Raw genomic sequence first — 12,653 nt, forward strand, 5'->3', positions numbered from 1 at the left:
TCAGAACGCCGGGACCACGGCGCCCTTGTACTTTTCTTCGATGAACTGACGGACCTGCTCGCTATGCAGCGCGGCGGCGAGCTTCTGCATGGCTTCGCTGTCCTTGTTGTCGCTGCGCGAAACCAGGATGTTCACGTAGGGCGAGTCGCTGCCTTCGATGAACAGGGCGTCTTCGGTGGGGTTGAGCTTGGCTTCCAGCGCATAGTTGGTGTTGATCAGCGCCAGGTCGACCTGGGTCAGCACACGCGGCAGGGTGGCGGCTTCCAGCTCGCGGATCTTGATGTTCTTCGGGTTTTCGGCGATGTCCTTCGGCGTGGCGGTGATGCCGGCGCCGTCTTTGAGGCTGATCACGCCGGCCTTGGCCAGCAGCAGCAGGGCGCGGCCGCCGTTGGTGGCGTCGTTGGGGATCACCACGGTGGCGCCGTTGGGCAGATCGTCCAGCGACTTGTGCTTGCTGGAGTAGGCGCCGAAAGGCTCGACGTGCACACCGGCGACGCTCACCAGGTCGGTGCGACGGCTCTTGTTGAACTCGTCGAGATAGGGCTGATGCTGGAAGAAGTTGGCGTCCAGGCGTTTCTCGGCGACTTGTACGTTGGGCTGCACGTAATCGGTGAAGACCTTGACGTTGAGCTCCACGCCCTGCTCGGCCAGTACTGGTTTGACGAATTCGAGGATCTCGGCGTGCGGCACGGCGGTGGCGGCGACGCTCAGTTGCTCGGTGGCATGGGCGGACAGCGCCGCGAAGGCCGCGACAGCGGCGAATAGCTTCTTCATCAGTTCAACTCCTTTTTGGATGATCGAGGCGGCGCTCATGCGCCTGCCCCTTGCGTTCATTTGCGCGAGAAATGTACCACCAGCTTGTCGCCGACGGTTTGCAGGATCTGAACGAGCACCAGCAGGAGGACGACGGTCACGACCATCACGTCCGGCTGGTAGCGCTGGTATCCGTAGCGCACCGCCAGATCCCCCAGCCCGCCGCCGCCGATCAGGCCGGACATGGCGGTGTAGGAAACCAGGGTGATGGCAGTGACGGTGATGGCCGCGACTATGCCCGGCAGCGCCTCGGGTAGCAAGGCGCTGGTGATGATCTGGCGGGTGCTGGCACCCATCGCCTGGGTCGCCTCGATGATCCCTCGGTCCACCTCGCGCAGTGCGGTTTCCACGAGCCGGGCGAAGAACGGCGTGGCGCCCACGACCAGTGGCGGAATCGCGCCGGCCACCCCGAGCGAGGTGCCGGTGATGACCACGGTAAAGGGAATCATCACGATCAGCAGGATGACGAAGGGCACCGAGCGCAGGATGTTGACCAGCAGCGACACGAATCCGTAGAAGGCGCGCTGCTCGAACATCTGCCGCGGGCCGGTGAGGAACAGCAGCACGCCCAGGGGCAGGCCGAGCAGCACGGTGAACAGCAGCGAACCGCCAAGCATGGCGAGGGTGTCGAGGCTGGCCTGCCAGATCTCGTACCAGTCGACGTTGGCGAACAGGGTGGCGAACAGCTCGTCCATCAGCGCAGTACCTCCACATGCACGTCGGCCGCTTCGAGCCGGCTCATGGCGGCCTGCAGGTCACCGCCGATCAGCGCCAGGGTCAGCTGGCCATAGGGTGTGTCCTTGATTCGGTCGATGCGTCCGGCGAGGATGCTGTAGTCGACCCCGGTTTCCCGCGCCACCTGGCCTAGCAGCGGCGCGTAGGTGGCCTCGCCCTGGAAGGTCAGGCGCAGGATGCGCCCGGGCACATGGGCGAAGTCGTCGTGCTGCGCGTCTTCGTCGACCTGCTCGTCTTCCTGGACGAAGCGCCGCGTAGTGGGGTGCTGCGGATGCAGGAACACCTCGGCGACCGGACCCTGTTCGACGATCTGCCCGGCATCCATGACGGCAACGCGGTCGCAGACGCGGCGGATCACGTCCATCTCGTGGGTAATCAGCACGATGGTCAGCTTCAGCTCGCGGTTGATCTCGGCGAGTAGCTGCAACACCTGGCCGGTGGTCTGCGGGTCCAGCGCGCTGGTGGCCTCGTCGCAGAGCAGGATGCTCGGTTCGGTGGCCAACGCGCGGGCGATGCCGACCCGCTGCTTCTGCCCGCCGGAGAGCTGCGCCGGGTATTTGCGCGCATGGTCCTTGAGACCGACCCGCTCGAGCAGGGCGGCGACCCGCGCCTCGATCTCGGCGGACGAATGCCCACCCGCCAGGCGCAGGGGCATGGCGACGTTATCGGCGACAGTCTTGGAACTGAGCAGGTTGAAGTGCTGGAAGATCATTCCGACGCGCTGGCGAAAGCGGCGCAGGCCGTTGGCGTCCAGGGCGGTGACGTCTTCGCCCTCGACCAGGATGCGGCCGCCGGAGGGTTCCTCCAGGCGATTGATCAGGCGCAGCAGGGTGCTCTTGCCGGCGCCGGAGTGGCCGATCAGGCCGAACACTTCGCCGGCGGCGATCTCCAGCTGGGTCGGCTGTAGCGCGGGGATCTCGCGCCCCTCGACCCGGTAGGTTTTGTGGACGTGGTGGAATTCGATCACGGGCGGACCTTGTGGGTGCGGACGTAGGCCGATACTGGCAAAGCGGGCCATTCTACCTGTTTTGCGAGGGGCACCCCACGGGTTGCGACAGGATAGGAGACGGCTATCGATCACATAGGCGGGCTTTATCGTTGCGGCGCGCAACGATATCTCACGAGTCCTGTCCTTTTTACGGTACGCCTGGACATACGAAGCGCTCAGCACCGAGCCGCGCTGCCCCAGTCGTCGACACGTCGTTGAAACAGGGCGCCCGCACGGCTGCAGCCGTCAACCGACCTGACCTGCATTATTTCAGCGGCCCGTAAGCACACCGCTAGCCGAGGCCCGTCATGAGCGATTCGAAAAACCCCATCCCAAGCGAATTGGCCGGTACCGACACCGTCGACCGCCGCAACCACAACGCCAAGCTCGATGCGCTGGAAACCCACCGTTCCGATGCCACCGGGCAGGCGCTGACGACCAACCAGGGCGTCAGGATCGCCGACAACCAGAACACCTTGAAGCCCGCCAGCCGCGGGCCCTCGCTGCTCGAAGACTTCATCATGCGCGAGAAGATCACCCACTTCGACCATGAGCGCATTCCCGAGCGGATCGTCCATGCCCGTGGCGCCGCGGCCCATGGCATGTTCCAGAGCTACGGCGACCACAGCTGGCTGACCAAGGCCTCGTTCCTTGCCGCCGAGGGCAAGGAAACGCCGGTGTTCGTGCGATTCTCCACGGTCCAGGGCTCGCGCGGCTCGGCCGACACCGTGCGCGACGTGCGCGGGTTCGCCACCAAGTTCTACACCGACGAGGGCAACTTCGACCTGGTCGGCAACAACATACCGGTGTTCTTCATCCAGGACGCGATCAAGTTTCCCGACTTCGTCCATGCGGTCAAACCCGAGCCGCACAACGAGATTCCCCAGGCGCAATCGGCCCACGACTCCTTTTGGGATTTCGTCTCGCTGGTGCCCGAATCGGCCCACATGGTGCTCTGGGCCATGTCCGACCGGGGCATTCCGCGCAGCTACCGCTCGATGGAAGGCTTTGGCGTGCACACCTTCCGCCTGATCAATGCCGAGGGCGTCAGCCGCTTCGTCAAATTCCACTGGAAGCCGCTCGCCGGCGCCTACTCGCTGGTTTGGGACGAGACGCTCAAACTCGCCGGCAAGGACCCGGATTTCAACCGCCGCGACCTGTGGGAGTCCATCGAGATGGGCGACTACTTCGAGTGGGAGCTGGGGGTGCAGGTGGTCGAGGAGGCGGACGAACACAGCTTCGACTTCGACCTGCTCGATGCCACCAAGATCATCCCCGAGGAGCTGGTGCCGGTGCAGAAGCTCGGCAAGATGACCTTGAACCGCAACCCGGACAACTTCTTCGCCGAGACCGAGCAGGTCGCCTTCCACATTGGCCACATCGTGCCCGGCATCGACTTCACCAACGATCCGCTGCTGCAGGGCCGGCTGTTCTCCTACACCGACACCCAGTTGCTGCGACTGGGCGGGCCGAACTTCCACGAGATCCCGATCAACCGCCCGGTGGCGCCCGTGCACAACAATCAGCGCGACGCCTTCCACCGCCAGACCATCAACAGGGGCCGCGCCAATTACGAGCCCAACTCGGTGGACAACGGTTGGCCAAAGGAGACCCCGCCGGCGGCCAGCGGTGGCGGTTTCGAGAGCTATCCCGAGCGCATCGAAGGGCACAAGATCCGTGATCGCAGCCCGTCGTTCGGCGATCACTTCTCCCAGGCCACGCTGTTCTGGAACAGCATGAGCGCGCCGGAGAAGGAGCACATCATCGGCGCCTACACCTTCGAGCTGGGCAAGGTGGAGCGCATCTTCATCCGCGAGCGCCAGGTCAACCAGATCCTCGCCAACATCGACCTGGAACTGGCCGCGCGCGTCGCGAAGAACCTGGGTCTGACGCCGCCGACGGCGCCGACCGTGGAGAAGAAGCCCCTGAGCCTCGAGTCCTCGCCGGCGCTGAGCCTGGTGAACCACCTGCCTGGTGGGATCAAGTCGCGCAAGGTGGCGATCCTGATCGCCGATGGCGTGGATGCCGCCGCGGTGCAGGCGTTCCAGAAGAAGCTCGAAGCCGAAGGCGCGATGGCCAAGCTCATCGGTCCGTCACCCGCGCCGGTCACCGCCGCCGACGGCCAGGTGTTGATGGTCGATGCGCCGTTCGACGGCATGCCGTCGGTTGTCTTCGACGGGGTCTTCATCCCAGGCGGCGTGGCTTCGGTGCAGACCCTCGGCGAGATGGGCGATGCGCTGCATTACGTGCTCGAAGCCTACAAGCACCTCAAACCGATCGCCGCCCTGGGCGATGCCCAGCGGCTGGTCGCCAGCCTGCGGTTGCAGACCGACGAGGGCCTGATCGGCGGTGCCGATGGCGATGTCGGGCCGGTGTTCGACAGCTTTGCCAAGGCGCTGGCGCAGCACCGTATCTGGGCTCGCGAGCCGCTGGCGAAGGCGATTCCGGCCTGACGCTTCGGCGATCCCGCCCCGGCCCTGGCGATCCCGCCCCGGCCGGGTTTTTCATGCCTGGTGATCAGTTGAAGCCGACCACCGGGTGCGGCACGTAGGGCGCTTCGAGGCGGGCGATTTCTTCGGCGTCGAGGTTCAGTCCCAGGGCGGCGATGGCATCGTCCAGGTGCTCGGGCTTCGAGGCGCCGACGATAGGCGCGGTCACCCCGTCCTTCTGCGCCAGCCAGGCCAGTGCCACCTGGGCGCGGGGGATGCCGCGACCGCGAGCGACCTCGCCGACCGCCCCGATCACCTGACGATCGGCCTCGGTGGCGGCGGTGTAGAGCGTCTTGCCGAAGTCGTCGGTTTCGCTGCGGCGACTGCCGGCGTCCGGATCGCGGGTCAGCCGTCCGCGGGCCAGCGGGCTCCAGGGAATCACGCCGATGCCCTGGTCGCGGCACAGCGGTAGCATCTCCCGCTCCTCTTCGCGGTTGAGCAGGTTCAGGTGGTTCTGCATGCTGACGAAGCGGGTCCAGCCGTGGCGTTCGGCGGTGAACAGCGCCTTGGCGAACTGCCAGGCATACATCGACGAGGCGCCGATGTAGCGCGCCTTGCCGGCCTTGACCACGTCGTGCAGCGCCTCGAGGGTTTCTTCCAGGGGCGTGCCGTAGTCCCAGCGGTGGATCTGGTAGAGGTCGACATAGTCGGTGCCCAGCCGCTGCAGGCTTTCATCGATGGCGTTGAAGATCGCCTTGCGCGACAGTCCGCCGATATTGGGGCGGTCGCGCAGCGGGAAGTGCACCTTGGTCGCCAGCACGATCTCGTCGCGGCGGGCGAAATCCTTCAGCGCGCGTCCGACGATTTCCTCGCTGGTACCGTCCGAGTAGCTGTTGGCCGTGTCGAAGAAGTTGATGCCCAGCTCCACCGCTCGGCGGATCAGCGGCCGGCTCTGGTCTTCGGCCAGCGTCCACGGGTGCTTGCCGCGCTCAGGGATGCCGTAGGTCATGCAGCCCAGGCACAGCCGCGAGACGCTCAGGCCGGTGCGGCCCAGTTTGCGGTATTGCATGGTGAGTCCTCCTGGGCGCGGCGGCCCTAGTTGGTTGCGTCGGGATGTTCGCCGGTGCGCAGGTTGCGCTCCAGGCCGCGCATCCGCTCGAGGTCCTCGGCGTCCAGCCGAAAATCGAAGATCGCCAGGTTCTCGGCCAGCCGCTGCGGCGATTCGGACTTGGGAAACACCACCAGCCCGTTATCGATGTGCCAGCGCAGGATGATCTGCGCGGCGGTCTTGCCGTGCTTCCCGGCCAGCTCCACAAGCAACGGCTCCTGCAGGTAGTCACCGCCCCGTGCCAGCGGGCTCCAGGACTCGGTGACGATGCCCTGGGATTCGTGGAACCGGCGCAGTTCGGCCTGCTGCATGAAGGGATGCAGCTCGACCTGGTTGATCGCCGGGGTCACGCCGGTTTCGTTGATCAGTCGCTGCAGGTGCGGGATCTGGAAGTTAGAGACGCCGATCGAGCGTGCCCGGCCCTGCTCGCGCAGGGCGATCAGGGCCTTCCAGCTGTCGACGAAGCGGTTCCTGGCGGGGCAGGGCCAGTGGATCAGGTACAGGTCCACGTAGCCCAGGCCGAGGCGCTCGAGGCTGGCATCGAAGGCGCGCAGCGCCTCGTCGTACCCCTGGTCGAGGTTCCACAGCTTGGTGGTGACGAACAGTTCCTCGCGCGGCACCCCGCAGCGGGCGATCCCCTCGCCGACGCCGCGCTCGTTGTAGTAGATGGTCGCCGTGTCCAGGTGCCGGTAACCCAGGCCGACAGCCTCCCGGACGACCGCCGCGGCACGGTCGTCGGTGATCTGGCAGGTGCCGAGGCCGAACTGCGGGATGGCGTTGCCGTCGTTCAGGGTCAGGCGCGGGACGCTGCTCATGGGTCATCCTCAATGTCGGGTCTGTCGGTATCTGACCTCGCCGGGGCGCCAAGCACTCATCGAGCCAGCGTCGATTCTGTTTAGATCACTCTGGATTAGGGGTTCAGAGAGGGTATCGCTCACCCATCCAGAGGAATCATGCGCCTTATGATCAACCTGGCGACTGGCATGGTGAGGATCAACCGGGGCTGGAGCGTCTGGCTCGGCGCGCAGGGCTTGGGATGCTGGCACCGCAAAACCAGGTGGGGCCGTCATTCGCCGGAGGCAGGCTGCAGGTCGCGCCGGTGCAGATACAGGCGCAGGTCGAATTCGATCTGGGCGTAGCCCGGCAACATGAGCATGAGCTCGCAGAGCTTGTAGAACACGCGGTTGTGGTCGCTCTCGCGCAGGTGCGACAGCTCATCCGAACCCGGTTCGCATGCCTACAAGAAGGCTACGGTGGAGCGGCAGACATCCCGAATGTACTGGGTCGAGCGTTCTACGTATCGACGCCGAACGAGGTCTGGTGTGGCGACATCACCTATGTCTGGGCCCAAGGCCAGTGGCACTACTTGGCTGCGGTGATTGATCTTTCACTCGCCGTGTAGTGGGCTGGGCATTTTCGTCGAAGCCTGATGCCGATCTGGTTATCAAGGCTCTGAACATGGCCTATGAGCGCAGCGATACTGGCAACGACCGCATCAGTTCAACGCAGCGCTGGCCGAGGAAAAACTTAACGCAGTGTCCGGAGCAATAAAGCCGCCTCCGTATCTCACCATTTCAACACGCGCGGACCGATCAACGCGCCCAGCGCAGCCGGCATCAACATCCCGAGCAGATACCACACACCCCAGAACGGCACGGCCATTTCCGGGCAATGCAGGCAATACACGACGGTAGCAGTGGCAGCCGCCAACAATCCGGCCAAGGCGCCTGCTAGCCTGAGCCGGGTGGGGCGCATGCCACGCATCACCCAGAGGTTACAGAGAAACGCCGGTACCGCCAGCAGCATGATGTTGAACGGGCAGGTCTTCCAGGTGTGCCCAAGCACCAGCTCAAGCCGCGCGTCAGACGCCGTGTCCAGCAGCACGACCAGCGCTCCCAGCCACACCACCAGCACCGGCGCCACCAGCAGCCAGCGGGCGTTTCCGGCGTGCATGCCCGGTCGGGCAAGGCGGCTGAATGCCCAGAGCGCGCCAATCGCCAATACCAGCGGGAATGCTACCTTTGCCCAGAACAACGGTGTCTGTGCGACGCTGGCAATATCGCTTCGGAAGCCGAGCAACGTGTTCAGCAGCAGCAGTGCTGCAACCAGGCCGACGCCGAGCGCCACCGTTAGTCTGCGGGCCAGGAGGTGCCGATCAATGGGTTCGACATGCGCACCCAGCTGGCGAATCAGCTCGTCAGTATTCATCGTCGTGCTTCCTTCGAATCAGGCCTGCCAGTGCCTTGAGGCCACGGTGAATATTCACTTTCACGGCTGAGATGGACTGGCCGGTAATTTGTGCTGTTTCCTGCACCGAACGCCCTTCCAATTTGACTTGCACGATCGGCACCCGCTGGCGCTCGGGCAACGTATCGAGCAAACGCTCCAGGTCGCGCTCGGCCTCACCCGCCGTGCCCTGCTCGTCTGCGAGCAATTCATCGTCGTCCAACAGCGGTACGTGCCGGGCGCCGCGCCGCGCGTAAGCGCGCAGATGGTCTGTCAGTTTGTAGCGCGCAATCGCCTGCACCCAGACCGTGAGCGGTTGATCCTCGCGATAGGTGTGGCGCGCGTTGTGCACGGCGAGGATTACCTCCTGAGCCAAGTCTTCGATGTCGGAGCGATGGGACGGCATCCGCCGACGCAGGTAATTGCGCAGGGGTTGGGACAGTTCGGTCAGAAACTGCTGATAGGCCGCGGCATCACCCTGCTGGCCACGCACTAGCAGCGTTCTCAGCCGTTGCTCGCGCTCGTTCAATGCGTCTTGCTGAATAGTTCGCTGCATCGGTGCTTCCGGTTACCCCTGGCGCAAATTTTCACGAGGGGACGCGCAGAGCGCTACGGTAGGGCCAGGCCAAGAAAACCTCAAAAATATTTTCCGCGTGCTGTAACCCAATCCAATCCCTCGACGAATTACTCGACGAGCCAGCTGCAAACCTGCATTGGCCAACCCGTCATTCCCTTCGAGGAGCTTCACCGATGAAAACCGTTACCCTCACCGCCGCCGCCCTTGCTCTGGTAAGCCTCGCTAGCATCGCATCGGCCGCAGACGACGCCAAAGACGCGAATATGGAGAAATGCTTTGGCGTGGCTATGGCCGGCAAGAATGACTGCAAAGCGGGTGCCGGCACCAGTTGTTCCGGTACCGCGAAAACGGATTACCAAGGGAACGCCTGGAAGCTGGTTCCCGCTGGCACCTGCACCAGCATCAAGACGCCCCATGGCATGGGTTCGCTGACCCCCCTCGAGTCCTGAGTGGGAATTGCCGATCATGTCGACTAGCGTAGAGACCCGCATCAGCAGGCTGGGGGCCGGGCTCGGCCTCAAGCCTGAACATTTCGCCGAGGCGCTGGATCATCGGTCCAGCGGCCTGTGGTACGAAGTGCATCCGGAAAACTACCTGGTCGGCGGCGCTCGGCTCGCTTGGCTGGAGCGGATCGCCGATCGGCATCCGCTTTCGCTGCACGGCGTGTCGCTCTCGCTGGCGGCGGATGCGCCGCCGGACACCACCCACCTGCGGCGCCTTCGGGCGCTGGCAGAGCGGGTAAAACCCGCGCTGATCTCCGAGCATCTGGCTTGGTCCAGTTGGCGCGGCCATTATTATCCGGACCTGCTCCCCCTGCCTCGTGATCGTCAGGCGCTGGAGCGGATCGCCGACAACATCGCCCGTGTGCAGGATGCCCTGGGCACGCGCATCGCGGTCGAAAACCCCAGTCATTACCTGCACCTTTCCCATGAGCTGGAGGAGCCCGAATTTCTTCATTTGCTGGCCGAGCGCACCGGCTGCGGCCTGCTTTTGGACATCAATAATGTACATATCAGCGCCCATAACCTGGGGCAGGACGCCGGCCTCTATCTGCAGAATTTTCCCCTGTCGGCAGTGATGGAGATCCACCTCGCCGGCCACGTTCAGGACGATTCGCACCTGCTGATCGATTCCCACGACAGGCCCATCGCCGAATCGGTCTGGAGCCTCTACCAGGGGGTTATCCAGCACAGTGGCCCGCGGCCCACGCTGATCGAGCGCGATGACCAATTACCGAGCTTTGCCACGTTGCTGGCCGAACGCGACCGTGCCCAACATATTCTGGAGCGCAGGAGGCACGCCGCATGAGCCAGCCCCTGTCGTGCTTTCAGGATGCGTTCGTTGAAGCGCTGTACGGGCGCCCGGCGGCGCCGCTGGCTGAGCTGGCCGTGCAACCGGGTTTTGCCCTCTACCGCAACGGCGTGCTGGGCAATTGCATGCAGGCGCTGTGCGACAACTTTCCAAGTGTCGAGCGCCTGGTCGGCCATGACTGGCTGCTTGCTGCCGGGCAGGTCTACGCTCACGCCTCGCCGCCAACGGATGCAAGACTGATCCATTACGGCGCAGACTTCCCGGCATTTCTCGCCACGTTCGAGCCCGCGCAGGAGCTGCCGTATCTGCCCGCGGTGGCGATGATTGATCGCCTCTGGATCGAAGCGTTCACCGCCGACCTGCAACCCCCATTGTCCGCCGCCTGCCTGGCCACCGTGCCGGCCGAGCAATTGGGCGAGCTATGCCTGCGCCCACTGGCCAGCGCGCGCTGGGGGTGGTTTACCGACTGCCCGGCGTACACCCTCTGGCGCTGCAACCGTGACGGTACGGTGCTGCCCGACACCTTGGATTGGAGCGGTGAAGGCGTATTGCTGGTGGGCAATGAACACGGCGTTGCCGCACAGCCGCTATCCCACGGCGCAGTGGCGTTTCTGGACGCCTGCTCACAGTGTCATTCGCTGGACGCTGCGGCTGCGCAGGCGCTTGGCATATCTCCAAACCTGAACTTCACAGAACTGCTCGGCCAGCTGCTCACCACCGGCGCCCTGGCGTCGCTCCCCGATACAAGCGCCCCTCTCCTGCTGAAGGAATCCTGATAATGCACACCCACACCTCGCCACGCGAAACCGGCTGGCTGGCAGCGGCCGCCCAACGCCTGGTACACGAAGACCTGATCCTGCTCGTCGCCCGGCTGGGAATCGCTTCGGTATTTTTTTTGTCCGCTCGCACCAAGGTCGAAGGCTGGCTGACCGTCGCGCCCGGTACCTTCGACCTGTTTCGCTATGAATACGCCTTGCCCCTGTTGCCGCCGGAACTGGCGGCGCACCTTGCCACCTATGCAGAACACCTGTTCCCCGTGCTGCTGGTGCTCGGGATGCTGACGCGTGTGTCGGCGCTGGCTTTGTTGGGCATGACGCTGGTGATCGAGATATTCGTCTACCCCGACGCCTGGGCGACGCACCTGTCGTGGGCGGGCCTGCTGCTGTTGCTGATCGGCCGAGGCGCGGGACGCTGGTCAATCGATCAATGGATCGCCGCCCGATGAACATGCCATAGATCTTTGCGCGCCAAGGGCTAAACGCTACTCAGCAAACATCCGCAAATCACGCCCAGGTAGTCGCCCATAAGCTGACTGACCCGAGGGCGCGAGGCAATTGTCATAGAGCACCTTGTCGATCGCCGGCGCGCTTTTCAGATGCGCCTGGCGTAACTGCTGCACAGCGCCATACAGCGTCTTGTCGCGCGGGTGACGCTGCGGGTAACGCAGGGCCCGATAATCGCCCAGACGCCCTCCGGCGATCATCCGAAAGACCTGCTGCTGCAGCGCTTCGGGATAGCCCTGCAAGTGTTTGAGTGGGGCGTGGGGTTCATCGCGCGCAGTATGCCCGCGGCGCGGCTGGCTGGGATCAGCTGGCGAAGTCCGGCTCGCTGCGCTGCAGCTGGCGGCGCAGGCTGTCCAGGTGCAGTCGGGCGCTTTCGGCGGCGCCGTCCTGCATCTGCCGGCAGGCGGCGTGTGCCGCTTCGGCTGTGACGCGCTTGAGCGGGCGGCCGCTGGCCATGGCCTTGAGCTGCACCTCGGCGGCACGTTCGAGGTAGTAGAGGTCGTCCCAGGCTTCGGCGACGCTCGGGCCGAGCACCAGCGGGCCATGGTTCTTCAGCAGCACGATGTCCTTGTCGCCAGCGGCGCGGGCGATGCGTTCGCCCTCGGCGTTGTCCAGCGCCAGGCCGTTGTAGTCTTCGTCCACGGCAATGCGGCCGAAGAACTTCAGCGCGGTCTGCCCTGCCCAGGCGAAGGGTTGTCCTTCGAGCATGCACAGTGCGGTCGCATTGGGCATGTGGGTATGGAACGCCGCGGTGGCCCGCGGGTTGAGCCGGTGCAACTGGGCGTGGATGTAGAACGCAGTGGCCTCGGGGCGCCCCTGGCCGAACCGCACGTGACCGTCGAAGTCGCAGATCAGCAGCGAGGAGGCGGTTACCTCGGCGAACGCCAGGCCATAGGGGTTGACCAGAAACAGCTCCGGGTGCCCCGGCAGCACGACGGAAAAGTGATTGCAGATACCTTCGGCCAGGCCCAGGCGCGCGGCCATGCGAAAGCAGGCGGCCAGATCCAGGCGCGCCTCACGGATCGCGGGGCTGTCGAGGGCTGCGGCGGGCGCGGCGCTGCTACGGGGCGCTTCGAAGGCATGGGCCATGACGGGATCCTCGGGTAATGAGCATGGGCGCAGCCTCGTCTGCCGGACCGCCGCAGCCAAGGGCCAGTCGGACTCGTCGCTCGGGACAGCTGAC

General features: G+C 64.8%; 13 protein-coding genes and 3 pseudogenes. 6 read left to right on the plus strand and 10 right to left on the minus strand.

What is annotated here, in order from left to right:
• Genes G7026_RS15490 through G7026_RS15500 form a run of 3 tightly spaced genes read right to left on the minus strand, consistent with a single transcriptional unit; the run spans position 1 to position 2,515 of the window.
• Positions 1–774, minus strand: a complete 774-nt coding sequence (locus tag G7026_RS15490; RefSeq protein ID WP_181071821.1) for a MetQ/NlpA family ABC transporter substrate-binding protein — start codon at positions 772–774, stop codon at positions 1–3.
• 56 nt (positions 775–830) lie between these two features.
• Positions 831–1,508, minus strand: a complete 678-nt coding sequence (locus tag G7026_RS15495) for a methionine ABC transporter permease (RefSeq protein WP_178079068.1) — start codon at positions 1,506–1,508, stop codon at positions 831–833.
• A complete protein-coding gene (locus G7026_RS15500; RefSeq protein WP_181071822.1) occupies positions 1,508–2,515 on the minus strand; it encodes a methionine ABC transporter ATP-binding protein in 1,008 nt (335 codons plus the stop codon). The genes G7026_RS15495 and G7026_RS15500 overlap by 1 nt, the downstream gene beginning before the upstream one ends.
• Positions 2,516–2,844: 329 nt before the next feature.
• Here G7026_RS15500 and katE point away from each other — a divergent pair, with 329 nt between their 5' ends.
• Entirely contained in the window at positions 2,845–4,989 is a 2,145-nt protein-coding gene (katE, locus tag G7026_RS15505; protein ID WP_181071823.1) for a catalase HPII, read from the plus strand.
• 64 nt (positions 4,990–5,053) lie between these two features.
• Here the strand turns inward: katE and G7026_RS15510 are convergent, their stop codons facing one another.
• The 3 genes and pseudogenes from G7026_RS15510 to G7026_RS22660 form a co-directional block, all read right to left on the minus strand.
• Positions 5,054–6,034 (minus strand): aldo/keto reductase, encoded by a 981-nt coding sequence (locus G7026_RS15510; protein WP_181071824.1) that lies wholly within the window; start codon positions 6,032–6,034, stop codon positions 5,054–5,056.
• A 26-nt stretch (positions 6,035–6,060) separates the two neighbouring features.
• On the minus strand, positions 6,061–6,888 hold the full coding sequence (locus G7026_RS15515) for an aldo/keto reductase (protein ID WP_181071825.1): 828 nt from the start codon (positions 6,886–6,888) through the stop codon (positions 6,061–6,063).
• A gap of 251 nt (positions 6,889–7,139) precedes the next feature.
• A pseudogene (locus tag G7026_RS22660) lies at positions 7,140–7,289 on the minus strand (metal-dependent hydrolase); the annotation flags it as partial.
• On the opposite strand from G7026_RS22660, the pseudogene G7026_RS15520 reads away from it, so the two are divergent.
• Positions 7,288–7,546: pseudogene (locus G7026_RS15520) on the plus strand (DDE-type integrase/transposase/recombinase); the annotation flags it as partial. The pseudogenes G7026_RS22660 and G7026_RS15520 sit on opposite strands and share 2 nt — an antisense overlap.
• A gap of 93 nt (positions 7,547–7,639) precedes the next feature.
• Here the strand turns inward: G7026_RS15520 and G7026_RS15525 are convergent.
• Together G7026_RS15525 and G7026_RS15530 are read right to left on the minus strand one after the other, a co-directional pair.
• The gene (locus G7026_RS15525) at positions 7,640–8,281 is read right to left on the minus strand and encodes a DUF1109 domain-containing protein (RefSeq protein WP_181071826.1); all 642 of its coding nucleotides are present in this window, start codon (positions 8,279–8,281) and stop codon (positions 7,640–7,642) included.
• Positions 8,271–8,855: a sigma-70 family RNA polymerase sigma factor gene (locus tag G7026_RS15530; protein WP_181071827.1), complete on the minus strand. Its 585-nt coding sequence runs from the start codon at positions 8,853–8,855 to the stop codon at positions 8,271–8,273. Before G7026_RS15530 ends, G7026_RS15525 begins: the two co-directional genes overlap by 11 nt.
• Before the next feature lie 194 nt (positions 8,856–9,049).
• On the opposite strand from G7026_RS15530, the gene G7026_RS15535 reads away from it, so the two are divergent.
• From G7026_RS15535 to G7026_RS15550, 4 genes are read left to right on the plus strand one after another with little or no spacing between them, the layout of a single operon-like run.
• The gene (locus G7026_RS15535; protein WP_181071828.1) at positions 9,050–9,325 is read left to right on the plus strand and encodes a BufA1 family periplasmic bufferin-type metallophore; all 276 of its coding nucleotides are present in this window, start codon (positions 9,050–9,052) and stop codon (positions 9,323–9,325) included.
• Positions 9,326–9,341: 16 nt separating this feature from the next.
• The gene (gene bufB / locus G7026_RS15540) at positions 9,342–10,184 is read left to right on the plus strand and encodes an MNIO family bufferin maturase (protein WP_181071829.1); all 843 of its coding nucleotides are present in this window, start codon (positions 9,342–9,344) and stop codon (positions 10,182–10,184) included.
• Positions 10,181–10,963 carry an HvfC/BufC N-terminal domain-containing protein gene (locus G7026_RS15545; RefSeq protein WP_181071830.1) on the plus strand — a complete coding sequence of 261 codons (783 nt, stop codon included), beginning with the start codon at positions 10,181–10,183 and terminating at the stop codon, positions 10,961–10,963. Before bufB ends, G7026_RS15545 begins: the two co-directional genes overlap by 4 nt.
• Before the next feature lie 2 nt (positions 10,964–10,965).
• Positions 10,966–11,412 (plus strand): DoxX family protein, encoded by a 447-nt coding sequence (locus G7026_RS15550; RefSeq protein WP_181071831.1) that lies wholly within the window; start codon positions 10,966–10,968, stop codon positions 11,410–11,412.
• A gap of 102 nt (positions 11,413–11,514) precedes the next feature.
• Here G7026_RS15550 and G7026_RS15555 read toward each other — a convergent pair.
• Positions 11,515–11,670 (minus strand): annotated as a pseudogene (locus G7026_RS15555) (metal-dependent hydrolase); the annotation flags it as partial.
• Between the two features lie 103 nt (positions 11,671–11,773).
• A complete protein-coding gene (locus G7026_RS15560; protein ID WP_181071833.1) occupies positions 11,774–12,559 on the minus strand; it encodes an aldolase in 786 nt (261 codons plus the stop codon).
• Positions 12,560–12,653: the final 94 nt, after the last annotated feature.

Source organism: Stutzerimonas azotifigens (genome assembly GCF_013522725.1).
In the GTDB taxonomy this organism is placed as follows: Bacteria; Pseudomonadota; Gammaproteobacteria; order Pseudomonadales; family Pseudomonadaceae; genus Stutzerimonas; species Stutzerimonas azotifigens_A.